Source organism: Paractinoplanes toevensis, assembly GCF_018332695.1.
GTDB lineage: Bacteria > Actinomycetota > Actinomycetes > Mycobacteriales > Micromonosporaceae > Actinoplanes > Actinoplanes toevensis.
The window spans coordinates 62,118-85,699 of sequence record NZ_BOQN01000092.1 but is presented as its reverse complement, the minus strand read 5'-3'; the positions used below and the strand labels follow the sequence as shown (position 1 = coordinate 85,699).

At 70.6% G+C, this 23,582-nt stretch carries 21 protein-coding genes and 1 pseudogene; 10 read left to right on the top strand and 12 right to left on the bottom strand.

The genetic code is table 11. The features are described from left to right. Nucleotides 1-15: 15 nt before the first annotated feature. Nucleotides 16-912 carry a CE1 family esterase gene (locus Ato02nite_RS35710; protein ID WP_213011098.1) on the top strand — a complete coding sequence of 299 codons (897 nt, stop codon included), beginning with the start codon at nucleotides 16-18 and terminating at the stop codon, nucleotides 910-912. Here Ato02nite_RS35710 and Ato02nite_RS35705 read toward each other — a convergent pair. Beyond that, entirely contained in the window at nucleotides 861-1,604 is a 744-nt protein-coding gene (locus Ato02nite_RS35705) for an SDR family oxidoreductase (protein ID WP_213011097.1), read from the bottom strand. The two genes, Ato02nite_RS35710 and Ato02nite_RS35705, sit on opposite strands and share 52 nt — an antisense overlap. 146 nt (nucleotides 1,605-1,750) lie before the next feature. Between Ato02nite_RS35705 and Ato02nite_RS35700 the strand changes: the two genes are divergently transcribed. Together Ato02nite_RS35700 and Ato02nite_RS35695 are read left to right on the top strand one after the other, a co-directional pair. Then, on the top strand, nucleotides 1,751-2,650 hold the full coding sequence (locus Ato02nite_RS35700) for a LysR family transcriptional regulator (protein WP_246607872.1): 900 nt from the start codon (nucleotides 1,751-1,753) through the stop codon (nucleotides 2,648-2,650). Between the two features lie 6 nt (nucleotides 2,651-2,656). Next, nucleotides 2,657-2,980, top strand: a complete 324-nt coding sequence (locus tag Ato02nite_RS35695; protein ID WP_213011095.1) for a putative quinol monooxygenase — start codon at nucleotides 2,657-2,659, stop codon at nucleotides 2,978-2,980. 51 nt (nucleotides 2,981-3,031) lie between these two features. Here Ato02nite_RS35695 and Ato02nite_RS35690 read toward each other — a convergent pair whose 3' ends face one another. Continuing rightward, a complete protein-coding gene (locus Ato02nite_RS35690; protein WP_213011094.1) occupies nucleotides 3,032-5,149 on the bottom strand; it encodes an MMPL family transporter in 2,118 nt (705 codons plus the stop codon). Nucleotides 5,150-5,311: 162 nt separating this feature from the next. Here Ato02nite_RS35690 and Ato02nite_RS35685 point away from each other — a divergent pair, with 162 nt between their 5' ends. The 3 genes from Ato02nite_RS35685 to Ato02nite_RS35675 are packed head-to-tail and all read left to right on the top strand — an operon-like array spanning nucleotide 5,312 to nucleotide 7,102. Further along, nucleotides 5,312-5,575: a hypothetical protein gene (locus Ato02nite_RS35685; protein ID WP_203810183.1), complete on the top strand. Its 264-nt coding sequence runs from the start codon at nucleotides 5,312-5,314 to the stop codon at nucleotides 5,573-5,575. 9 nt (nucleotides 5,576-5,584) lie between these two features. Next, nucleotides 5,585-6,064 (top strand): SsrA-binding protein SmpB, encoded by a 480-nt coding sequence (smpB, locus tag Ato02nite_RS35680; protein WP_203810185.1) that lies wholly within the window; start codon nucleotides 5,585-5,587, stop codon nucleotides 6,062-6,064. A 9-nt stretch (nucleotides 6,065-6,073) separates the two neighbouring features. Then, the gene (locus Ato02nite_RS35675) at nucleotides 6,074-7,102 is read left to right on the top strand and encodes an LLM class flavin-dependent oxidoreductase (RefSeq protein ID WP_213011093.1); all 1,029 of its coding nucleotides are present in this window, start codon (nucleotides 6,074-6,076) and stop codon (nucleotides 7,100-7,102) included. Here Ato02nite_RS35675 and Ato02nite_RS35670 read toward each other — a convergent pair. Further along, a complete protein-coding gene (locus Ato02nite_RS35670; protein WP_213011092.1) occupies nucleotides 7,085-9,169 on the bottom strand; it encodes a glycoside hydrolase family 3 protein in 2,085 nt (694 codons plus the stop codon). The two genes, Ato02nite_RS35675 and Ato02nite_RS35670, sit on opposite strands and share 18 nt — an antisense overlap. Nucleotides 9,170-9,222: 53 nt before the next feature. On the opposite strand from Ato02nite_RS35670, the gene Ato02nite_RS35665 reads away from it, so the two are divergent. Together Ato02nite_RS35665 and Ato02nite_RS35660 are read left to right on the top strand one after the other, a co-directional pair. Then, complete coding sequence (locus Ato02nite_RS35665) at nucleotides 9,223-9,765, top strand: TetR/AcrR family transcriptional regulator (RefSeq protein ID WP_213011091.1); 543 nt, start codon at nucleotides 9,223-9,225, stop codon at nucleotides 9,763-9,765. Further along, nucleotides 9,762-10,487: an alanyl-tRNA editing protein gene (locus Ato02nite_RS35660; protein ID WP_213011090.1), complete on the top strand. Its 726-nt coding sequence runs from the start codon at nucleotides 9,762-9,764 to the stop codon at nucleotides 10,485-10,487. Before Ato02nite_RS35665 ends, Ato02nite_RS35660 begins: the two co-directional genes overlap by 4 nt. Here Ato02nite_RS35660 and Ato02nite_RS35655 read toward each other — a convergent pair. After that, entirely contained in the window at nucleotides 10,481-11,500 is a 1,020-nt protein-coding gene (locus tag Ato02nite_RS35655; protein ID WP_213011089.1) for a nuclear transport factor 2 family protein, read from the bottom strand. The genes Ato02nite_RS35660 and Ato02nite_RS35655 overlap by 7 nt on opposite strands. 70 nt (nucleotides 11,501-11,570) lie before the next feature. On the opposite strand from Ato02nite_RS35655, the gene sigJ reads away from it, so the two are divergent. Next, nucleotides 11,571-12,425 (top strand): RNA polymerase sigma factor SigJ, encoded by an 855-nt coding sequence (gene sigJ / locus Ato02nite_RS35650; protein WP_213011088.1) that lies wholly within the window; start codon nucleotides 11,571-11,573, stop codon nucleotides 12,423-12,425. A 699-nt stretch (nucleotides 12,426-13,124) separates the two neighbouring features. Here sigJ and Ato02nite_RS35645 read toward each other — a convergent pair. The 6 genes and pseudogenes from Ato02nite_RS35645 to Ato02nite_RS35620 all read right to left on the bottom strand — a co-directional run. Beyond that, nucleotides 13,125-13,472 (bottom strand): annotated as a pseudogene (locus tag Ato02nite_RS35645) (substrate-binding domain-containing protein); the annotation flags it as partial. A gap of 296 nt (nucleotides 13,473-13,768) precedes the next feature. Next, nucleotides 13,769-14,923 (bottom strand): sugar ABC transporter substrate-binding protein, encoded by a 1,155-nt coding sequence (locus tag Ato02nite_RS35640; RefSeq protein WP_213011087.1) that lies wholly within the window; start codon nucleotides 14,921-14,923, stop codon nucleotides 13,769-13,771. Between the two features lie 166 nt (nucleotides 14,924-15,089). Continuing rightward, nucleotides 15,090-16,112 carry an ABC-2 membrane transporter-related protein gene (locus Ato02nite_RS35635; RefSeq protein ID WP_213011086.1) on the bottom strand — a complete coding sequence of 341 codons (1,023 nt, stop codon included), beginning with the start codon at nucleotides 16,110-16,112 and terminating at the stop codon, nucleotides 15,090-15,092. Continuing rightward, a complete protein-coding gene (locus Ato02nite_RS35630) occupies nucleotides 16,109-16,987 on the bottom strand; it encodes an ABC transporter ATP-binding protein (protein ID WP_213011085.1) in 879 nt (292 codons plus the stop codon). The genes Ato02nite_RS35635 and Ato02nite_RS35630 overlap by 4 nt, the downstream gene beginning before the upstream one ends. Before the next feature lie 2 nt (nucleotides 16,988-16,989). Beyond that, complete coding sequence (locus Ato02nite_RS35625) at nucleotides 16,990-17,394, bottom strand: GntR family transcriptional regulator (RefSeq protein WP_213011084.1); 405 nt, start codon at nucleotides 17,392-17,394, stop codon at nucleotides 16,990-16,992. Nucleotides 17,395-17,480: 86 nt separating this feature from the next. Then, nucleotides 17,481-18,908: an NAD-dependent succinate-semialdehyde dehydrogenase gene (locus Ato02nite_RS35620; RefSeq protein ID WP_213011083.1), complete on the bottom strand. Its 1,428-nt coding sequence runs from the start codon at nucleotides 18,906-18,908 to the stop codon at nucleotides 17,481-17,483. Nucleotides 18,909-18,976: 68 nt separating this feature from the next. Between Ato02nite_RS35620 and Ato02nite_RS35615 the strand changes: the two genes are divergently transcribed. Next, nucleotides 18,977-22,027 carry an NACHT domain-containing protein gene (locus Ato02nite_RS35615; RefSeq protein WP_213011082.1) on the top strand — a complete coding sequence of 1,017 codons (3,051 nt, stop codon included), beginning with the start codon at nucleotides 18,977-18,979 and terminating at the stop codon, nucleotides 22,025-22,027. Here the strand turns inward: Ato02nite_RS35615 and Ato02nite_RS35610 are convergent. Both Ato02nite_RS35610 and Ato02nite_RS35605 read right to left on the bottom strand, forming a co-directional pair. Then, nucleotides 22,005-22,775: a thioesterase family protein gene (locus Ato02nite_RS35610; RefSeq protein WP_213011081.1), complete on the bottom strand. Its 771-nt coding sequence runs from the start codon at nucleotides 22,773-22,775 to the stop codon at nucleotides 22,005-22,007. The genes Ato02nite_RS35615 and Ato02nite_RS35610 overlap by 23 nt on opposite strands. Then, the gene (locus Ato02nite_RS35605; protein ID WP_213011080.1) at nucleotides 22,744-23,577 is read right to left on the bottom strand and encodes an NmrA family NAD(P)-binding protein; all 834 of its coding nucleotides are present in this window, start codon (nucleotides 23,575-23,577) and stop codon (nucleotides 22,744-22,746) included. Before Ato02nite_RS35605 ends, Ato02nite_RS35610 begins: the two co-directional genes overlap by 32 nt. Between the last annotated feature and the right edge of the window lie 5 nt (nucleotides 23,578-23,582).

Sequence of the window (23,582 nt, the reverse complement as noted above, 5' to 3'; positions counted from 1 at the left end):
ATTGGGAGTGACGACATGCGCGACAGCATCGAGGTCGGCGGCAGGACACGAAGCTTCACCGTCGTGGGGCCGGCCGACGGCGAGGCCGGCCGGGACCTGATCCTGATCTTCCACGGCTCCAGGCAGACGGCGGCGAAGCACCGGGCCTTCACCGGCGGGATGTTCGACGCCCTCGGCGGCGTGGTCGCCTACCTCGACGGCTACCGGGGCAACTGGAACGACGCGCGCCGGGCCAGCGCGTTCCCGGCCCGGCGGGACGACATCGACGACGTCGGCTTCACCCGGGCGGTGATCGACCAGCTGGTGCGGACCCACCGCATCGACCCGGCCCGGGTGTTCGTGATCGGCTACTCCAACGGCGGCCAGATGGCGATGCGCCTGGCGCACGAGGTCCCCGAGCTGATCGCGGGCGCGACGATGATCGCCGCGACGATGCCGGCGCCGGACAACTTCCTGCTGGCCGGCGCGCCGCCGGCCCCGATGCCCATGCTGCTGATCCACGGTACGAAGGACCCGATCATCAGTTACCAGGGCGGCGAACTGGCCTGGTGGGCGCGGTCCGTGTTCAAGATAGGCGGCCGCAGCCTCTCGGCGCCGGAGACCGCGGCCTACTTCGCCGCCCGCAACGACATCACCGCCGCCCCGGCCACCACGAAGCTGCCCGGCGGTGCGAACGGAACATCGGTCGAGCTGACCGAGTACCGGCAGGAGGGCAGGCCACCGGTGGCGCTCTACACGGTGCACGGCGGCGGCCATACCATCCCCGGACCACGCCGGACGCCCGCCGTCATGGGCCGGACCAACCAGGACGTGAACACCGCCGACCTGATCCGAGACTTCTTCGGCCTGGCCACCCGCGGTCAGATCTGGGAGCCGCCGCCGTCCACGGCGAGCTCGGCACCGGTCGTGTAGGTGGCGTCGAAGGCCAGGAACAGCATCGCCGTCGCGACCTCCACCGGCCGGCCGAGGCGGGACATCGGGTTGTCGGCGGCCATCTGACCCTTCAACTGGCCCGCCGCCTCGGCGTGCATCGACTTCTCCAGGATGCCGGAGTCGATCGGACCGGGGCTGACCGCGTTGACCCGGATGCCGCGCGGCAGCAGCTCACGGGCCAGGCTGCGGGTCATCGAACGGACCGCCGCCTTGCCGGCCGCGTAGGCGCTGAGCATCGGCAGGCCCAGCACGTTCGCCACCGACGTGGTGAGGACGATGCCGCTGCCCGGCGCCAGCAGCGGGGCCAGCTTCTGCACCGTGAAGTACGGGCCCTTCGCATTGATCGTCAACAGCTCGTCGAAAAGCTCCGGGCTGGTCGCTTCGAACGGTGCGAAACCGTTGACCCCGGCGTTGGCCAGCAGCGCGTCGGCCGTACCGAACTCGGCCTTGACCCGGTCGGCGAGCGCATCGATGTCGGGCAGCGACGCGGCGTCGCTGCGCAGCACGACGGCGTTGCCGCCGAGCCGCTCGCCGGCGGCGTCGAGGGCCGTCCGGTCTCGGCCGGTGATCAGGACCCGGGCCCCTTGGTCGACCAGCAGGTGCGCGGCGACCAGGCCGAAACCGCTGCTGCCGCCGGTGATCACGATCTTCTTGTTCTCGTACCTGCCCATGATGGGACGACTCCTCATGACGGAACTGCGGGGAACTGCGCGGGATGCCGGCCGGCGAGACTGAGTCAACTGCGGTTCCGGGCGGGCGTCCAAGACCCGTTTCGCACCCCGTCATGCCGAAAACGCATAACGAGTACGATCGGCACGTGCCCGACCTGGACCTGCGGCTGGTCCGCTACTTCACCGTCGTCGCCCACCACCTGAACTTCGCGAAGGCGGCGGCCGACCTGCACGTCGCCCAGCCGTCGCTGAGCCGCCAGATCCAGCGCCTGGAAGACTCGCTCGGCGTGCGCCTGCTCGACCGCACCACCCAGGGCAGCCGGCTCACCGCCGCCGGTGCCGCCTTCCTCCCGCAGGCGCAGCGTCTGCTGCACGGCGCGGGCGAGGCGGTGCGCACCGCCCGGGCCGCGGCGCCGCCCCGGACGATCACCATCGGGTACGTCGAGGACCTGGTAATCACCCCGGCGGTGCGGGACCTGCGCCGTCGCCGCCCGGACGCCCACGTGCGCACCCGGCACCTGGACTGGAACGAGGCCGCCGCCCTGCCGGACCGCCGGGTGGACGCGCTCGTGCTGCGCACTCCCCTGCCGATCCCGGCCGACGGCCTGCGGCTGACCGACCTCTACACCGAGCCGCGGGCGCTCCTGGTGCCCGCGACGCACCCGCTCGCCGGCAAGGAAGCGGTCCGGCCCCGCGATTTCGCCGGCGAACCCTTGGTGGCCTGCGCCGGCCTGGCTTCGCTGTGGACCGACTTCTGGCGGCTCGACCCCCGGCCGGACGGCCGGCCGGCGCCGCTCGGCCCGACGCTGGTGGAGACGTTCGAGGACAAGCTGGAGGCGGTCGCCGACGGGCGGGCCGTCGCGCTGATCCCGGCCGACGACCGCCGGGTGTCGTTACGGGACGACCTGGTCACCGTCCCGGTCGACGGCATCGAGCCCTGCCGGGTGGTCGTCGCCACCCGAATCACGGACGACGACGAACCGCTGGTCGCCGGCTTCCTGGACTCGGCAACCCGGCTCCTGCCACCCGATCGCACGAAAGGATAGCCAGTAATGATCTTCATTACCGCGAAGTTCCTGGTCAAGCCGGAACACGCCGAGGCGTGGCCGGAGATCTCCGGGCCGTTCACCCGCGCTACGCGCGGCGAGCCCGGGTGCCTCTGGTTCGACTGGTCGCGCAGCCTGGACAACCCCCAGGAGTACGTGCTGGTAGAGGCATTCCGCGACGGGGAGGCGGGCGGCGCGCACGTCGGGTCGGCGCACTTCAAGCAGGCTCAGCTGGACCTCCCGCAGTACCTGGTGGCGACCCCGAAGATCGTCAGTCAGTCGATCGACCAGGACGACTGGTCGGAACTGGGCGAACTCGCCGTCAAGTGACCCCGCGCCGCCGTGCAGGGTCGCGTACCGGCGACCCTGCACGGCGGGCACTCAGTGCGTGAGCTCGGGTTCGGACGGTGACAACGGGGCTTCCGTCTTCGCCGGCTCGTCCGGCACGTGGCCGAGCTTGCTGGGCCACCACATGTGCCGCCCGACGTCCAGGTTGAGCGCGGTGACCAGCACCGAGCGGACGATCAGCGTGTCGAGCAGGACGCCGAACGCGACCGCGAACCCGATCTCGGCGAACGCGACCAGCGGCAGGCTGCCGAGAGCCGCGAACGTGCCGGCCAGCACGATGCCGGCCGAGGTGATCACGCCGCCGGTGGCGCCGAGGCCGATCAGGGCGCCGCGCCGCGTGCCGTGGGTGCGGGCTTCCTCCCGCACCCGGGTCATCAGGAAGATGTTGTAGTCGATCCCCAGCGCGACCAGGAACACGAAGACGAACAGCGGGAACGCCGTGTCCTCGCCCTCCCAGCCGAACACGTGCCGGAAGACCAGCGCGCTGACCCCGAGCGCCGCCCCGAACGACAGCACCACGGTGCCCATCAGGATCAGCGGTGCCACGATCGCCCGCAGCAGCAAAGCGAGAATGACCAGCACGACCAGCAGCACGAGCGGGATGATCAGCCGGTTGTCGTGCCGGTTCGCCGTGTTGATGTCGACGATCATCGCGGTCTGCCCGCCGACCTTGGCCTCCGCGCCCGGCACCGCGTGCACGGCGTCGCGCACCCGGCCGACCGTCTCCTGCGCGGCGGTCGAGTCCGGCGCGTCGGTGAGCGTGCCGTCCAGCTGCACCAGGCCGTCCTTGGCGACCGGGTCGGCCACCGCGCTGATGCCCCGCACCCCGGCGAACGCCGTCCGCACCTGATCGGCCTGGCCGGCCTGGGCGATGACGGTGACCGGCTGGCCACCGCCGGCCGGGAAGTGCCGGGCGAGCGCCTGCTCGCCGGCCACCGACGGCTGCTCGGTGGTGAAACTGTCGGCCGTGGACAACCCGTCGGCCCGCAGCTGGAACAGGCCGAGCGCCATCACGCCGAGCGCGAGGGCGGTGCCGATCCAGACGGTGCGCGGCCGCTTGGCGATCCGCCCGCCGAGCCGCGCCCACAGACCGGTGGCGGTCGGTTCGGCCGTGCCGAACTTCGGCTTGGCCGGCCAGAACAGCCACCGGCCGCAGATCACCAGCATGGCCGGCAGCAGGGTGACCATGGCGGCCAGCCCGACCACGATGCCGAGGGCCGCGACCGGGCCGAGGCCGCTGGTCGAGTTGAGGTCGGCGAGGGTGAGGCAGGACATGCCGACCGCCACGGTGGCGGCGCTCGCGATGATCGCCGGGCCGGCCCGGTGCAGGGCGAGCTGCATCGCCTCGTGCCGGTCCTCGTGTTTGCGCAGCTCCTCGCGGTAGCGGGCGACGAGCAGCAGGGCGTAGTCGGTGCCGGCGCCGAACACCAGCACGGTGAGGATGCCGGCGCTCTGCGCGTTGACCACCAGCCCGCCGTGCTTGGCGAGCAGATAGATGACGGCCTGCGCGCCGACCAGCGCCACCCCGGCCGAGATGATCGGGAACAGCCACAGCACCGGGCTGCGGTAGGTGATGAGCAGGATGATCGCCACCACTATCAGCGTCGTGTAGAGCAGCGTGCCGTCGATGCCCTCGAACGCCGACGCCGAGTCGGCCGCGTTACCGGCCGGGCCGGTCAGGTAGACCGCCAGGCCGTTCTCGCCCGAACCGCTGATCGCCTTGAGGTTGTCGACAATGGTGGCGATCTGCTCCCAGCCGTCCGCGTCGACCTTCACCGGGACGATCGTGGACAGCGCGGCCTTGTCCTCGGCCGGGATCGGCCCGGTCACCTGGCCGGTGACGCCGGCCACCGAGGCGAACGCCTTGGCGTCGGCGGTGGCCTTGGCCGTGTCGGCCGCGGTGATGCCGCCGGTGCGCTCGTAGACGATGAGGGCCGGCGCGATGTCGTCCGGCTGGAATTGTTTCTGCAGGTCGGCGACCTGTGTCGCCTCCGCGCCGGCGGGCAGCCAGGCGGAGTTGTCGTTCTTCTCGACGTCGGTCAGCTTCCCCGCCAGGGGTGCCGCCAGCGCCACCACGACGATCCAGAGGGCGAGGACGATCCACTTGGACCATCGCCCGCACACCAGTCGTGCTACCCCACCCGAAGCCATGCCGTCTCCCCCCGAAGACCTGAGCCTTTGACGGGCGAAGGGTATGCCGCTCGCGTTACGTAACCCAACCCTGAAACCCGACAGCTCAGGGTTCTCTCAGGGTCCACTGTGCTGACCGGGTCCGGACAGCGCGTCCCGGGGAGTGACGGCATAATCGAAAGGGTGACCAATTGGGAATTTGCGCGGCTGGAGTACCGCGCGGCCGGCACGCTCGGCGCCGACCGGTTCATGGACTGGACGGCCACCTTCCACCACCCCGGCGGGGTGCTGCGCTGGGGCACCGATGAGCGTTTCGACGACCTCCGCCATCTCAACCGGGCGGGCGCGGCCGGCTGGCAGGCGTACGACCGGGCCGCCATCCACGTGCACAACGAGCCGCACCGGCTGTCCAGCGTCACGTACTCGATGCGCCGCCCCGTCCCGTAACCTCGGAACGTGGCGAAAGAGACCGGCCGGAAGCTGATCGCGTCGAACAAGAAGGCGCGGCACGACTACGAGATCCTCAAGACCTACGAGGCGGGTCTGGTGCTGGCCGGCACCGAGGTGAAGTCCCTGCGGGAGGGGCGCGCGTCGCTGGTCGACGCGTTCGCGCAGGAGCATGAGGGCGAAATCATGCTGTACGGGCTGCACATCGCCGAGTACGGCTACGGCAGCTGGACCAACCACGTCCCGCGCCGCACCCGCAAGCTGCTGCTGCACCGGGTCGAGATCGCGAAGATCCTGAGCCAGCTGCGCGACGGGAACGGCCTGACCCTGGTGCCGCTGTCGATGTACTTCAACAACGGCTGGGCCAAGGTCGAGATCGGTATGGCCCGAGGCCTCAAATCGTACGATAAACGGCAGGTCCTGGCCGCGCGGGACGCCCAGAAGGAGATTCAGCGGGAGATGGGAAGGCGCCTGAAAGGGCGCCGGTAACCTGATCTTGTGAAATTCGGTCTGGATACGTTCGGCGACGTCACCGCCGGCAGCGACGGCAAGCCCCTCCCCTACGCACAGGTGATCCGCAACGTGGTCGACCAGGCGGTCCTGGCCGAGCAGGTGGGGATCGACGCGTTCAGTGTCGGCGAGCACCACCGCGACGACTTCGCGGTGTCGTCCCCGGAGATCGTCCTGGCCGCGATCGCGGCGCGCACCGAGAAGATCACCCTCGGCACCGCGGTCACCGTGCTCAGCTCGGACGACCCGGTGCGGGTGTACGAGCGGTTCGCCACCCTCGACGCCGTCTCGAACGGCCGCGCCGAGATCACCCTGGGCCGGGGCTCGTTCACCGAGTCGTTCCCGCTGTTCGGCTTCGACCTGGCCGACTACGACAAGCTGTTCGAGGAGAAGGCCGAGCTGATGGCCGCGCTCCTCGAGGAGGGCCCGGTGACCTGGGCCGGCACGGTCCGCCCCGGCCTGAAGAACCAGCAGGTCTACCCCAAGACCGAGAAGGGCCGCATCCCCACCTGGATCGGCGTCGGCGGCAGCCCCGAGTCGGTCGTCCGCGCCGCATCGTACGGATTCCCCCTGGTCCTGGCGATCATCGGCGGCGCACCGGCCCGCTTCGGGCCGTACGTCGACCTGTACCGCCGCGCCCTGAAGGAGCTGGGCAAGCCCGAGGACCTGCCGGTCGCCGTGCACTGCCCCGGCTTCGTCGCGGACACCGACAAGGAGGCGGCCGACCTGCTCTGGCCGCACGTGCGGGTGATGATGAACCGGATCGGCCGCGAGCGCGGCTGGCCGCCGCTGGCCCGCGACCGCTTCCAGGCCGACATCGACGAGGGCGCCTGGCACGCCGGCTCCCCCGAGACGGTCGCCCAGAAGATCGCCAACACCATCAAGGAGCTGGGCGTCCAGCGCTTCGACCTGAAGTACTCGGCCGGGACGCTCCCGCACGAGGCGATGATGAAGGCCATCGAGCTGTACGGCACCCGGGTCCTCCCCCGGGTGCGGGAGTTACTCGCGCAGGCGTAGTCCGCCGGTCGCGGCGCCGGGGTCACCGGAGAACGCGGCGGCCTCGACGACGACCTCGGTGGCGGCGGGCACGAACCCGCCCGCCGTCCACCGCTGCAGTGGCCTGGTCGAGCCGGTGACCGTGACCTCGGCCTTCTCCCCCGCGGCCAGCTCGACCGGGGCGAAACCGAGCAGCACCCGGCGCGGGAAGTCGTCGGCCTCGACCACGCCGTAGAGCTGCACGACGTGCCGGCCGGCCCGGTCACCGGTATTGGTGACGGCGGTCGTCGCCGTGAACTGCTCGCCGTCGACCCCCGACACCGACAGCCCGTCGATGCCGAAACTGGTGTAGGACAGGCCGAACCCGAGCGGGAACGCCGCCGGAACGCCGTCGCGGTCGAGGAGCCGCTGCCCGAACCAGCGGTCGTAGGTGATGCTGGTCGCGGTGCGGTCGAAGAACGGCAGGTGCTCCTCGCTCGCCGGAAGCGAGTAGGGCAGCCGGCCGGCCGCGTCGACCCGGCCGAGCAGGACGTCGGCGAGGGCATGCCCGCCCTCGGAACCGCCGTACCACCCGATCAGCACGGCCGGCACCTCGTCGCGCCACTCCTCGGTGATCACCGCGCCGGCCGTCACGATCACCACGACGGTGCGCGGGTTGACGGCGGCGGTGGCCCGGATCAGCTCGACGTCGTCCGGTTTCAGCCGCAGGCTCGCCCGGTCGCCGCCGTCCGCGCTGCCCATGGTGGCGGCCGCCTGCGACAGGTCGAACCCGGCCGAACCCTCCGGCAGCGGCGGGAACAGGGCCTGCAACGCCGGGTCGGCCATGCTGTCGGCGCCCAGGTACTCGCCTTCGTCGGCGGCGGTGTAGCCGACCACCACAATGGCGACGTCGGCTCCTTGCGGGTCATCGGTCACCCGTACGCCCGGAAGTGCGGCCGTCAGTCCCTCCAGAGCCGTCACCACCGCCGGCGAGCGCACGTCGGACGAACCGTGGTCGCCGGTGTTCGCGGTCGCCGCCAGGCGGCCGAGCACCGCGACGCTGGTGATGGCCGATTCGTCGAGCGGCAGCACGCCGTCGTTCTTGAGCAGCACCATCGATCGCCGGGCCACCTCGCGGGCCAGGGCCCGGTGGTCGGCGCCGAAAACCACGTCCGGCGACGGCGCGGGCTCCAGATCGCGGGCGTGATAGGCCAACTGGGTGCGCAGGATGCGCCGGGCGGCTCGGTCGACGAACTCCTCCTCGACGGCGCCGGGCAGGTGCTGGGCCCGCTGCTGGCGGAACGGCTCCTCCACGTCGAGGCCGGCGCGCAGCGAACCGGCCGCGTCGCGCAGGCCGAAGATGAAGTCGGAGACGGTGACGCCGGCGAAGCCCCAGCGGCGGCGCAGGATGCCCTCCATCAGCTCCTCGTTCTGCCCGGCCCACTCGCCGTTGACCGAGTTGTAAGCGGTCATGATGCCGTCGACGCCCTCCTCGACGACCCGGCGGAAGTGCGGCAGGAACACCTCGTGCAGGGTCGCCTCGTCGGCGGTGACGTCGACCTGGAAGCGAGCGTTTTCCATGCTGTTGAGCGCGTAGTGCTTGGCCACCGCCATCGCGTTGCGCTGCACACCGCGGACCAGGGCGGCGCCGAACTCGCCGAGCAGGAGCGGGTCCTCACCGTACGTCTCCTGGATCCGGCCCCAGGCCGGGTGCCGCGGCAGATTGATGCAGACGCCGCCGAAGAAGTTCGCGCCCTGGGCGCGCAGCTCCCGGCCGATCGCCAGGCCGACCCGCTCCTCCAGCCCGAGATCCCAGGTGGCGCCGCGGGCCATCGAGACCGGGAACGCGGTCGAGGCACCCATCACGACGCCGCGCGGACCGTCGCTGAACCGCAGGCCGGGCAGGCCGAGCCGGTCGACCGCGCCCATCACGATCGGCCGCAGGTTGTAACCGGCCGCCATCTCGGCCATGCCCGGCCAGAACTCATCATCGCCGTCGAGCAGCCACAGCTTCTCGTCGAGGGTGAGCTCGGCGAGCAGCGCGTCGGTCTCGGCGTCGAGCTCGTGGCCGGCCCGCAGCCGGGCCACGGATTCGTCGAAGGCAGTCATCGCCGCTCCCTTACTGACACTGGTGTAGGTAGCGTGCAGTCTACGATCGGGCGGTGACGAACGGCAAGCGTGTCCGCCTGACCGCCGACGTGCGCCGCCGCCAGCTCGTCGACGAGGCGACCACGCTGATCGCCCGGATCGGTTACCACCGTTTCTCGATCAAGGCCTTGGCCGAGGCGACCGGCCTGACCAGGGCCGGCGTCCTGCACCACGTCGGCTCCAAGGAGCAGCTGCTGCTGGACGTGCTGGCCCTGCGCGACGAGCGCGACAACCAGTCGCTCGACCCGGAGCTGAACGTGCGGCACGTCCTGGACAGCATCGTGCGCCGCAACCTGGCCCAGCCCGAGATCGTCCGCCTCTACACGGTGCTGGCGGCCGAGGCCCTGGACCCGGCGCACCCGGCGCACGCCTACTTCGCCGAGCGCCTGCGCACCGGCACCACCCTCCTCGGCGACATGCTGGGCGACCACGAACTGGCCGTAGAGGTCTACTCCTTCATGGACGGCATCCAGCTCAACTGGCTCCGCGACCCGACGATCGACATGTGGCGCCAGTGGCAACGCTTCGCCGACGCCCTGTTTAGAGTTCGCTCATGAGTGAACGCCTCGACTGGAGTGATCCGACTCTGCGGGAGTGGGACTGCACGGTGTTGTGGTCCGACGCGGGCGACCCGGAGGCGGGCATCGTGCTCGACCGGTCCGCCTTCTATCCCGGCGGCGGTGGCCAGCCGCCCGACCACGGTGTGCTGCTCTGGCAGGGGGTGCAGACCCGGATCGTCGACACCCGCAAGGGCGACGACTTCCACCTCATCCCGGCGCCGGGTGACCCGATCCCGCCGGTGGGCACCTCGGTGCGCGGCGCGATCGACGACGAGCGCCGCAGCTCGCTCATGCGCACCCACTCCGGCCTGCACATTCTCTGCGGCACGGTGTTCCGTGATTTCGGTGCCCTGGTCACCGGCGGCAACATGCAGCCCGGCGAGGCCCGGATGGACTTCAACCTGCCCGAGGTGCCGCCCGGCTTCAAGCAGGCCCTCGAGGACGCGGTGAACGCCGAGATCGCCGCCGACCGCAAGATCGTGGCCCGGGTCCTGCCGCGCGAGGAGGCCCTGCTGATCCCGACGCTGGTGCGCACCCAGGACGCCCTGCCGCCGCTCGAACAGCCGGAGATCCGGGTGATCGACATCGTCGGCCTGGACGTGCAGGCCGACGGCGGCACCCACGTGGCCTCCACCGCCCAGGTCGGCCGGGTCGAGGTGGTCAAGGTGGAGAGCAAGGGGCGCCAGAACCGCCGGGTCCGCATCCGCCTGGCTCAGTAGCCGATGTCCTCCCGCAGGAGCAGGACCGTGCCGCGGCCCGGGCGGGGCTCCGCGTTGAGGACGAGCAGGCGGTTGATGGCGCTGGGCATCCCGTACACCGCCTGGGCGCGGGCGCTCTCCAGCGGGAGCGCGTGCTCCTCGACGCGGCGCAGTGCCGCAGTCAGGTCCGGCACCACCTTCTGCGCGCCGACTACCCAGAGCGCGTGGGCCGCGCCGCCCGCGTTGGCCGGGAGCTGGCTGCCGCTGCCCGAGGCCAGCACCAGTGAGCCGGTCTCGGTGACCGCGGCGACGCTGTTGACCACGTAGTCGGGGCCGGCGGTCAGCCGCCGGATCTCGTCGGCGCCGGTGGCCCGGTCGATGGCCAGGACGCGGGGACGGATGGCGTCGTACCGGTCGCCGGTGTTGATGTCCTCGTCTATCCCGGACAGCCGGAGGGTCTCGCTGGCCCCGGTGAACACGCTCGCGCCCGCCGGGATCAGCTCCCGGACGCGGGTGCGGGCGGCCGCGGCGTCATCGAGGATCTCGGCGGCGAAGCCGTTGGCCCGCAGCGCGGCGGCCACCCGCTCCAGGCGGTTCCCCGGTGCCGTGCCGGCCAGCGGGGTGGTGTCGAGATAGCGCACCTCGTACACCCGCTCGGCGAACCGCCAGCCTTCCTCGGTGCGCTGGTAGCGGTCGTGGTAGATGGCGTAGTTCAGGCCCTGGCGCCCGTCCCGGGTGCGCGCGATTTCCTGCAGGTAGGCGCGGCCGGTCGCGGTGTCGCCGTCGAGCACGATGGTGCCGGGGTGGGTGGTCTGCACGAAGAAGTCCCACTGGCTCTGCAGTTGTTCGCCGCCGGCCCGGATCTGCTCGCGGCCGACGAACTCGGCCGGGATGTTCGGCATGCGCAGGGCGCCGTCCGGGGTGAACAGCGACGCCAGCCGGGGCCGGTCGCGCATCATCGCCGCGTCGGTGAACTCGCCGCGCAGGGCCTCGATCTCGACGCGGTCCGCGATGGTCTTCAGCAAAAGTTCCATGCGGGTACGACAACGCGGCGCCGCGGAATGTGAGGCCTCACAATCCGGGGCGCTGTGTTGTCGTATGGGCATGAGCGAGCGGCGGCAACTGATCAACTTCACCTACCGGCTCCTCGGGTCCCTCACCGACGCCGAGGACGTGGTGCAGGAGACCTACGCCCGCTGGTACGCCATGTCCGCCGCCGAGCAGCAGGCCATCGAGCGGCCCGGCGCCTGGCTGACGACGGTCGCCGGCCGCATCTGCCTGAATCTGCTCGGATCGGCGCGGGCCCGGCGGGAGACCTACGTCGGTGACTGGATCCCGGAGCCGCTGCCCGAGCCCGCGGAGTCGATCACCGATCCGGCCGACCGGATCACCCTCGACGAGTCGGTGACGATGGCCTTCCTGGTCGTCCTGGAGGCGATGACCCCGGCCGAGCGGGTCGCGTTCGTCCTGCACGACGTCTTCCGCTACCCGTTCGGCGAGGTCGCCGAGATCGTCGGCCGTACTCCGGCGGCCTGCCGCCAGCTGGCCTCGTCGGCCCGCCGCCGGGTCCGCACCGCGCAAGCTCCGGCCGCACCGAGCACCGAGCAGGCCGGCATCGTGCGGCGGTTCCGGACGGCCTGGGAGGCCAAGGACATCGACGCCCTGATCGGCCTGCTCGATCCGGACGCCACCGCGACCGCCGACGGCGGCGGGCGGGCGGTCACCCACCTGGAACCGATCGTGGGCGGCGAGCGGATCGCCCGCGCCTACGCCGAGATCGCGCGGCTGGCGGGCGACCGTACGACGTTCCAGGAGCGTACGGTCAACGGCCGGCCCGGCCTGGTGGCCTGGCAGGACGGGGCCATCGCGACAGTGTTCGCGTTCGAGATCGCGGGCGAGCGGATCCGGCGCATCTGGGCGGTGCGCAACCCGGAGAAGCTGCGGCCCTGGCGAGACTAGACACCTTTCGAGGTCAGGGTCGCGAGAATCAAACCCTTTTCCAATACGGGCAACACCGTCAACAACCGCAACCACCCCCGACCGCCGCCACCCCGCGACCAGCCTGCAACACCGGCACGTGCCGCGACTCTCGCGCAACGACACACGCACTCAGCCCCCGCGCGGCAACGCCTTGCGCTGCTCATCCACACGCGCCGCTCTGCTCGAAGGGCGTTTTATACGTATTCGGCCGGTCAGTGAGGCGTCGGTGCCACGTCGCGGCGCCCGGCATCGCAGATCTTGTGGAGTTGCCGCTCCGCACGGCAAGTCCACAAGATCGCGTCTGACCGAGCTGTCGGCATCGGGCATAGGCGATATGTCATGTTCTTCTGTCCGCCGGGTGGTCCACGGAGTGGAAGCGCCGTCCATCAGACGGGACTATGTCCGGGATGCGGGACGGCGACCCGGTACCCGCGAGCAGCGACCACCAGGCGGGAGATAGACGGCCGTCGCCGGGACTGTTCGGTGGCGGGTTGGGGGCTTGGGCCGGGCCCTCCCGCAGCGGGCGCGCGGAGGGTGCGTTGCACCTGCCGGGACCGCGTGCCACGGGAGTGAGCCCGGCGCGTACCGAAAGATCCTCCGCTCGAAAGCGTCCCGCCCTCCGTTTCCAGGAAGCCCGCCCTTTTCTGGAATTGACGGGACCTCGACCGGAAAAGATCTCTAGGCCGACTCCCGCACGATCACCCGGGACGCCTCCACCGGGGCGTCCCCGGCGGGGTGGCCGAGGGCGCGGCGGGCGGCGCGGCGGCCGTAGCCGGCGGCGTCGATGCGGACCGTGGTCAGCGACGGCTTCCAGAAGGCGCCGTGCGCGGTTTCGTCGAAGCCGATCACCGCCAGGTCCGCCCGGTCCGTCCGGGCCAGCACGCGCCGGGCGGTGTCGTCGTCGAAGGCGGCCACCGCCGTGACGCCGAGCGGGACATGATCGTCGGCCGACCGGATCACGACCCTCCGGATTCGTGCTGATCCGCGACGCCGTGCTCGGCACCCATGACGTCGCCGGGCGGCTGATCGAGCTGCACGGTGCGGCGCCGAAGGGGGTCGGGGTCCGCGGGGTCAAGCCGGCCACCGACGTCTACCTCGACGCGGCCGGCGCTCCCGTGGTGATCGAGACGGTCCTGGGCGCGGCCAAGCACGGCGCCCGGCTCAGCATCGTCGCCGTGCACAAGAAACCGGTCGAGGTGGACTTCGGGGCGATCCTCACCACCGAGCTGACCATCACCCAGGGGGCCGCGGAGAAGGTCGTCGTCAGCATCCCGTTACACGGCAAAGGGGCCGGCGAAGGCCGGCCCCTTTGCGACAGGGTTCTACTTGTCGTCGGCCGTGTCGCTGCTCGCGCTGGGCGTGACGCCCACGCCGTACTGCGTGCACAGCTTGGCGTACTTACCGGCGCACAGGTCCTTCTTGGTGACGAAGCCGTCGGTCACCACGTCCTTGACCCTGGTGACGTCGATCTGCAGCGGCTCCAGGCTCACGAACGGCACGTACGCGCCCGACTCCGGGTCCTTGATCTGGCCGGTCACCGAGGGCTTCTCGCCCTTGAACAGCTTGATAGCGAGGCCGGCCGCGGCGTCCGCCTCCGGCTTGATGCGCTTGTAGATGGTGACGCACTGCTCGCCGGTCAGCAGGTTCTGCAGGCCCTGCAGGGTGGCGTCCTGGCCGGTGACCGGGACCTTGCCGGCCAGTCCCTTCTTGCGGAGCACCTCGATGACCGCGTTGCCGAGGCCGTCATTGGCGGCGAGCACCCCGTCGATCTTCGGCTGCTGCTGGATCATCTGCTCGAAGATCTTGCCGGCCTCGTCGTTGTCCCAGTCGGGGACGGACTGGTCGGGGCCCTTGGTGTACTCGGCGCTGTCGTACTTCGGCTGCAGCTGACTGTCGTAGCCGGCCTTGAACAGGCTCGCGTTGTTGTCCGTCGACGAGCCGTTGAGCTCGGCGATGACCGGGTTCTTGATGTTCTTGGACTCGATGCAGTTGATCAGGCCGTACGCCTGGTACTTGCCGACCTTCTCGTTGTCGAAGCTGACGTAGTAGTCGGCGCCGCCGTTGCGGATCAGCCGGTCGTACGCGATGACCGGGATCTTGTTGGCCTTCGCGTTCTCGATGACCGCTTTGCCGGAGTCCGAGTCGAGGTTCGCGATGATCAGCACCTTGATGCCGCTGTTGATCATCTGGTCGCCGATTTTCTGGAAGTTCGCGCGGTCACCCTCGGCGTTCTGGATCTCGACCGGCACGCCGGCCGCGTCGAAGGCGGCCTTCAGGAACTTCGGGTCGTCGGTCTTCCACCGCTGGGAGCTCTTGGTGTCCGGCATGATCACGCCGACGCGGGCCTTGCCGGAACCGCTACCGCCGCCGTCATTGCCGCTACTGGCATCACTCGAACCATCCGAGTCGTCACACGCTGTCATGGTGACCGTCGCCAGCAGCCCGACCGTCGCGAGCGCCAGCAGCTTCTTGCGCATTTCCGAGAATTCCTCTCAGGTGGATCCCGACCTGTGTGGTCCGGCCGAACGTCGCCCCAGTATCGAGTAGTCCGCACGACGCTCGACTAGGGGTACGGCGCTCGGAAGAAAAATAGTTCATCTTCCGAGCGTCAACATCAGCCGTTACCCACAGTGCCATCGCACGCTACGCCACCCGACGCCTGATCCACCAGAAGCAGAAGATCGCCAGGAGCGACGAAGCTACCAGCAGGACACCGGTTTCTCGCCACTGCATGACCCAGAACTTGTCGTTTCCGATGTATGTGACCTTTTGCTGCAAATTCTGCGCGGTCAACCAGTTCCGGCAGCCCTGCGGACCGTCGCCGCCCTTCGTCGCGTGAGGTCCGCAGTAGTCGGGGTCGTACGGTCCGTGATACTTGGCGCCGGTCGAGCCGAGGATCGTGTTGCTGAGGACCCAGGTGGCAACCTCCGGCGGTTCCACCTCGACCCGGATGTCGTGGCTGGGGTCGTCCGGGCTGAGGCTGATGCCGCCGTCCCAGTCGGCCGGCAGCGCGGCCTGATAGGTGCTGTGCGCGACGAGCTGCTCGCGGAGGAAGAGGCCGCCGACCATGGCGGCGGCGACGACCACCAGGGTGACCGCCATCGCCGCCACCGTCCGGCGCAGCACCATGCCGATGGTCACGCCGACGACGAACGCGAGGACGGCGTAGCCGATCGGCACGATGCCGCGGGCCGCGTAGGTCAGCGGAGTCACCCAGCCGTCGACCTTGTCGAGTGGGCTGGCCCACGCGGTGATCGCCCAGCTGGCCAGGCCGGCGACCGTGGCGGTGGCGAGCCCGATGCCGCCGAGCTTCACGCCCAGCCAGCGGTTGCGGCTGATCGACTGGTTCCAGACCAGGCGATGGGTGCCGGCCTCGAGTTCGCGGGCGACCAGCGGCGCGCCCCAGAACAGCCCGACCAGGGCCGGGAACAGCAACAGGACGAGGGCACCGATCTGATAGAGCTTGCCGAGGTAGCCGCTCCGGGCCGTCTTGACGAACTGGCTCGCGAGCTGTCCGCAGTCGGCGGTGCAGGCCGTGTAACCGCTGTCCCGGGCGATGTCGAGCAGGGTCGATCGGGTCGCCAGGTAGGCCGCGGCGACCGCGATCACCAGGGCCAGGCCGATCACGGCCTGGGTTCGGAACTGACGCCAGGTGAGCCAGATCATCGCTGCTTCTCCAGTACGCGGTCACGGCCGTTCGCGGCCTCGGACATGTATGCCAGGACGAGGTCCTCCAGGTCGATCCCGGCCACGCTGAACGCCGGGTCGTCGATCGGCGCGCTGCTGCGCACGACCAGGCTGGACTGCACATCGGTGTGCCGGGCCTGGATCACCGTGCGGCCCGGTCCGAGATTCTCCGGGTCCACGCGCGCCCCCGTGACGTGGTGGTGAGTGGCGAGCAGTTCCTCGACCTCCCCGGTGACTCGGACCTTGGACTTGACCAGCACGATCATGTAGTCGCAGACGCGTTCCAGGTCGGCCACCAGGTGGGACGACATGACCACGCTGGTGCCGGACTCGGCGACGTACTCCATCAGGCCCTGCAGGAACTCCCGGCGGGCGAGCGGGTCGAGCGCGGCCACCGGCTCGTCGAGCAGCAGCAGCTCGGGCCGCTTGGCGATGGCCAGGGTGAGTGCGACCTGGGCGCGCTGGCCGCCGGACAATTTGCCGGCCTTCTGCTTCGGGTCGAGGTCGAGCCGCTCGATCCGCTCCCGCGCCAGATCGTCGTCCCACGCCGGGTTGAGGTGCTTGCCGAAACTAAGGTGATCCTCGATGGAGAGGCTGCCATAGACCGGGGTGTCCTGGGCGACGAACCCGATCCGCGGCGAACCGGTGACCGGCGGCGCGCCCAGCACCGTGAGGCTGCCCGCGGTCGGGTTGAGCTGGCCGCAGACGAGCTGGAGCAGGGTCGACTTGCCGGCACCGTTGGGGCCGACGAGACCGACGACGTGGCCGGCCGGGATGTCCAGGGAGCAGTCGGACAGGGCGGTCTTCCGCCCGTACTTCTTAGTCAGTTTCTGGGTCACTACCGCGCTGGTCATCGCTAGCCTCTCCGTCCCGCTCGCTCCGCCGAAAAGCGGCGAAATGTCTGGATGAACAGGGCCTCGATGCTTTCCTCGTCGAGGCCCGCGTCGCGCGCCTTGGCCAGCCAGCCCTCGAGGTCACGCCGCAGCGGCTCGTGGGCGGCGAGGTCCTCCTCGCTGCCGAGCGAGCGGGTGACGAAGGTGCCGAGGCCGGGGCGGGGCTGCACCAGCCCCTCGTACTCCAGCTCGCGGTAGGCCTTCAGCACCGTGTTCGGGTTGATCGCGACGCGGGCCACCACATCCTTGACGGTGGGCAGCTTGTCGCCCTCCTTGAGCAGGCCGAGCCGCAGCGCGTGCCGGACCTGCTGGATGAGCTGCATGTAGGGCGAGACGCCGGACCGGGAGTCCAGATGGAACTCGATCATCCGTAACCACCATTCCACTAGATTACTAGCACAATAGCAGTACGAAATAGGCCGGAGGCAATGCCTCCGGCCCGACTTTCAGCGAGTTACCAGTTGACCGCGATGTACTTCGACTCCAGGTACTCCAAGAGCCCCTCGTGCCCGCCCTCACGCCCGATGCCCGACTGCTTCACCCCGCCGAACGGCGCCGCCGGGTCGCTGACCAGGCCACGGTTGAGGCCGACCATGCCGGCCTCGATCGCCTCGCTCACCCGCAGACCGCGGGCGAGATCGGAGGTGAAGACGTACGCGACGAGCCCGAACTCGGTGTCGTTGGCGTACCGGACCGCCTCGTCCTCGCTGGTGAAGGTGACGATCGGCGCGACCGGCCCGAAGATCTCCTCGCGCAGGATCGGCGCGTCCCCCGCGATGCCGGTCAGTACGGTCGGCGGGTAGTAGAAGCCCGGCCCGCCCGGCCGCTCACCCCCGGTCACCGCGGTCGCCCCCGCGTCGAGGGCCTCGCGAACCAGGCTGTCCACCTTGGCCACGGTGTCCTCGTTGACCAGCGGCCCGACCTGCGTCTTCTCGTCGGTGCCCGGGCCCACCACGAGACCGGCCATCCGCTCGGCCAGCCGCCGGGAGAACTCGTCGGCCACCGACGCCTCCACGTAGAACCGGTTCGCCGCCGTGCACGCCTCGCCGCCGTTGCGCATCTTCGCGATCATCGCGCCGTCCAGCGCCGCGTCCAGGTCGGCGTCGGCGAACACCAGGAACGGCGCGTTGCCGCCCAGCTCCATCGATGTGTTGACGACGTTCTCCGCCGCCTGCGCGAGCAGGATGCGCCCCACCTCGGTCGACCCGGTGAACGACACCTTGCGCACCCGCGGGTCGGCCAGCATCTTCGACACGACCTTGCCGGAGCTGCGCGACGGCAGCACGTTGACGACGCCGGCCGGCACGCCGGCCTCGGCGAGGATCCCGGCCATCGCGAGGGCGGTCAGCGGGGTGTCGCTGGCCGGCTTCAGAATCACGGTGCAGCCGGCGGCGAGCGCCGGCCCGATCTTCCGGGTGGCCATGGCGGCCGGGAAATTCCAGGGCGTGACAAGTACGCACACCCCCACCGGCTGCCGCACCACCAGAATCCGGTTGGCGCCGCTCGGCGCGGTGCTGACGATGCCCTCGCCCCGGACCGCCTCCTCCGCGAACCAGCGGAAGAACTCGGCCGCGTACGTCACCTCGCCCTTCGCGTCGACCAGCGCCTTGCCGTTCTCCAGCGAGATCAGCTTGGCCAGTTCGTCGGCGCGGGCGCTCATCAGCTCGAAAGCACGGCGCAGGTGCTCACCGCGTACCCGCGGAGGCGTGGCCGCCCAAGCCTTGGCCGCCTCGGCCGCCGCATCCACCGCGGCGGCCGCGTCCGCCTCACCGCCGTCGGCGACCGAGGCGATCACGTCGCCGGTCGCCGGGTCGAGCACATCGAAACGATTCCCCGAGGACGCGGGGACCCACTTGCCACCGATGAAGAGTTCAGTTTCCACACCCCCAGCATGGTCCTGGTCCGGCGCGCCCGCCACGCTTCTTGAAGGTGTGCGTTACCGTCCGCGGGATGAGGTCCCGGGGGCTCTCCTTCGCCGACGCGGTCCGGCTGCTCGACGGCGAGTCCGACCTGGTGGACCGACTGGGCTCGCTGGCCGGCCTGGCGGCCGGGGCGGTCACCGTGGTCAGCGTCGGCACGGTGGATTTCTTCGCCCTGCGCGACCAGGTGGTGCGCTGGGGCCATCAGGCGGTGGCCGCCTGGCGGTCCAAGACCCAGGACCTCAACCGCTTCGACCGTACGGATCGACTGGTCGCCGCCCACACGGTGATCGTCATCGTCTCGTTCTACGAGGCCCTCGACGCCTGGCTCGCGGAGCGTGGTCTGGATCTGGACGAGGCGCGGCTCTCCGCGGAAGAGATGACGGTGCTGGCCACCGGTTCGCATGCCGCCCTGGTCAGTGGCGTACTGGACGGCTGCCCGCCCTACCCCGAACCGGCCGTCCCGATCGAGGACGTCGAACGGGAACTGCACGACTACTACTGGCAGGTCGCCGGCCGGGTGATCACGTTTCTCACCGGCCTCAGCGCCTTCACCGACCGCCTGCACGACAACCAGGCCACCACCGCGCTCGGCCAGGCCGCCATCGACCGGTACCGCGCCTCCTTCCGCCGGCTCGCCGCCGAGATCCCGGAGTTCCGGCTCTGGACCGCGATGACCGACGCGCGAGCCACCCGGGAGTTGGTCCGCGACGCGATCCGCGCCCTGGCGGATCACCGGCCGCCCGAGGACGAGGTGCCGGCCGGACTCGTCCGCCGCTACGCCGCCTGGCTGGGCAAACCGATTCTGAGCAGCGCCGACGGGGCCGGCGATCTGGTCCTGCCGACCCTGCGCGAGGCCTATCAGGAACCGGCCGGACTGTTCGCGCGGGCAAGCCCGTCCTCGCTGCCGGCCACCGAGTCGTGGTGGGCCGCCCGCGGCCGGCCGGTCGCCGACGTGCAGGACTTCCTGTTCGCCGCGCTCACCGCGCCCGGCGCCACCGACCGCCCGATCGTCGTGCTCGGCCATCCCGGTTCCGGCAAATCGGTCCTGACCCGGGTGCTCGCGGCCCGGCTGTCCGGCGCCGGCTTTCTTCCGGTACGGGTGGAGCTGCGCAACGTGCGGGCCGACTCCCCGGTGCAGCGCCAGATAGAAGAAGGTCTCTACCTACTACTCGGTGAGAGCGTCCGCTGGCCCGAACTGGTGCGCCGGTCCGAGGGTGCGCTGCCGGTGGTCATCATGGATGGCTTCGACGAGCTGTTGCAGGCCACCGGGCAGAACTGGGCCGATTACCTGGAACAACTGCAGGAGTTCCAGGAGCGGGAGGCCGAGCTGGGCCGGCCGCTCACCGTGGTGGTGACCAGCCGGACCGTGGTGGCCGACCGGGCCCGCTTCCCCGAGGACACCACCGTCGTCCGGCTGTCCCCGTTCAGCGACGATCATGTCCGGGCCTGGCTCGACATCTGGAACGCGGCCAACGCACCCGGGCTGGCCGCCCGCGGGCTGCGGCCCCTGCCACCCGAGGTGGCGCTGACCCACCGGGAGCTGGCCAGCCAGCCGTTGCTGCTGCTCATGCTGGCCCTCTACGACGGCCGCGAAAACCAGCTGCAGCGCCATCAGGACTCGCTCGATCGCGTCGGGCTGTACGAGCGACTGTTCGGCGACTTCTTCGACCGCGAGGTGGACAAGCTCGGCGGCGGTCTCAGCCCCGACCAGTGGGACGCCGAGGTGGCGGCCGAGTGGCGGCGCCTGTCCGCGGTGGCGGTGGCCATGCACAACCGCGGCCGCGACGTCCTGCTCGACGACGAACTCGAAACCGACATGCGGCATCTGCTCAGCGCGGAGGACCGGGCTCCCCGCCCGGCCTCGGCACGGCCGCTGACCGTCGCGCAGCTCCTGGTGGGCCGGTTCTTCTTCGTGCACGAGTCGAGGGCCAGCCAGGACACCGGCAGCGCGCGGCGCAGCTTCGAGTTCCTGCACGCCACGTTCGGCGAGTTCCTGTCGGCCCGGCTGATCGTCGCCGCCCTGGTCGACCTGGCCGAGGACCGCGCCCAGTTGCGCCGCCGGCCGGGCGCCGCGCTGGACGCCGGCTTCTTCTACGCGCTGACCTCGTTCACCACCCTGACCCGGCGGGCGCCGCTGTGGGAGTTCTGCCAGGGCATGCTCGCCGCCCTGGACGCGCCGGCCCGGCAGCGCTGCCGCGATCTGATCCTGGAACTGCTGCCGGAAGCCGGCTACCCGCACCCGCGGTGGACCCTCGCCGAATACGAACCGGAACGGCGCACTCTGGCCCAGCGCCAGGCGGCGTTCTCGGCCAACCTGGTGAGCCTGGCCGTGCTGCTGAGCGACGGCCCGATCGACGTGACCGATCTGGTCGGCGAGCCGGTCGTGATCAACTGGCGCTGTCTGGCTCTGCTGTGGATGAGCCAGCTCGAACCCGAGGACGCCCGGCGGCTGTGGCAGTCGTTCCGGGTCGAATGGAAGCTGACGGCCGACCCGACCCGGCTGTCGATCCGGGTCGAGGACGGGACCGATATCGCGGTCATGCCGTCGTTGCCCTGGCCGCCGGAGGAACGACCGGCATCCCGCGAGGACGCGTCGTGGTACTGGGACGCCACGGTCGCGGCCGACTCGGACACCGGGCGGCAACTGCGCAAATCGGCGTTCGTGCAGACCGGCTTCGACAATCGCGAGCTCATGTACGTACTGATCCCGTTCTGGCGGGAATTCGGCGACATCACCTACCTCGCCGACCGCGCGAAGGCCGCCTCGAACGCGTGGCTGTTCCTCGAGTTGCCACTCGGGACCTACACCGGAGAGACCGCGACCGGGCGAACCAACATCTACGTAGAAGCTCTGAGCCAGCGGCACGGGCGCCGGCTCCGGCGGATCGCGCTGGAGCAGTTCGCCAGGGAATGCCGGGAACACGGCCGTGACCTGCTCGACCTGCTGACCGACCGCGGACTGCTCCGCTCGATCCTCGAAGCCGTGGGGCCCAGCGCGTTCGTTGATGAGAACGCCCTGGTCGACGAGATCTACGAGCTGGTCGGAGCCTATGCCCCTACCGCAGCCGACGGACCGTGAGGATCTGCTGGGCGGCGCCGACCGGGCCGTTGACGTCGTGCAGGACGGTGCTGGTCAGGCCCTGACCGGCCGGGCCGAACGTCACCGTCGTGTCCAGGCCGGTCCAGCGGCCTTCCGGCTGCCGGTGCAGGTGGATGGTCAGGTCGACGTTGGGGAACATCCACTCGGTGGGGTCCTGCCGCACCGCGATGCCGTTGGCCGTGTCGACCATCGCCACGAACGAGGCGAGCGGGCTGCTCGTCTCCCCCGCGACCAGCTCGACGTCCGTGGTGATCCAGGTGGTGGCCCGGCCGGGCACCGATTCCGGGGTGCGCCGCACCTCGATCGACCCGATGTAGCCGCCGGTCCACAGGTCGCTCATCCGCCACGGCTCGACCGACTCCAGCGCGGCGATCGGCGCGATTGATGTGCCGGCGACGGCCGCGGTGTCCTGCACCGAGAGCAGCCAGGCGCGGGCCCGGACGACCGACCGCCCGCCGATGGTGACGACGGCTTCGAGCAGCTCGATCGTGCGCCCGGGCCGGATCTTCTCGACGGTGATCTCGCACTCGTCGAGGTCGATCTTCCCGAGGATGTCGTAGCTGATCCGGGCGATGACCAGGCCGTCCGGCACGTGGCGGTCGAGCGCGTGCACGATCAGCCCGCCGAGCGGACTGAAGTGCTGCTCGTCGGTCCGCCAGGCCCCGCCGACGTGCTCGGTCGGCTTGAAACTCGACTCACCGACCCGCTCGAAATAACTCTCCGCCATGACTTCGGAGCTTATCGGCCGGGGTGAACGCGGCGGCATGGTCGCGGGCGAAGGTCACTATGTCGCGGGCCGGCCGCCCGGTGATCTCGGCGACGTGCCCGGTGGTTCGTTCGAAGCCGCCGGCCCGGATGACGCCGAAGACGCCGGCCAGGTGGGTGCCGAGCCAGTCGGGCCGGCCGGCACCGGTGAACCGGGGCCGGGCCTCCTCCTCGGTGAGGTCGGCGAAGTCCACCCCGAGGGCGGCGGCCACCTCGGCGAAGGTGATCGCGGCGGGACCGGTGAGGGCGTACGTCCGGTCCTCATGTCCGTCACCGAGGAGGACGGCGGCGGCGACCGCGGCGACGTCGCGGGGGTCGATCATCGCGACCCGCCGGCCGGCGGTCGGCGCGTGCAGCACGCCGGTGCGGGCGACGCTGGGCGCGACCATGAGCAGGTTGGTCATGAAGAACGCCGGGCGCAGGATCACCGCCGGTACCTCCGATCGGCGCAGGTGGGCCTCGATCTCGCCGTGCCAGCGGAACACCGGCAGGGCCGAGGCGGGGTCGGCGTGCATGGCGGAGAGCTTGACGATCCGTCCGACCCCGGCTTCGGCGGCCGCGTCGATGACCGCGCACTCGCGGGCGACCTTGGCGGGACCGTCGGCGGCGCTGAGGTAGACCCGGTCGACGCCGGCGAGGGCGTGCCGCAGCGAGGCGGGATCGTCGAAGTCGCCCGGGACGACCTCGACGTTGCGGGACTGCAGGGCGCGGACGACGTCGGCGCCGACGTGTCCGGTGGCGGCGGTGACGAGAATGCGGGTCATCGGGT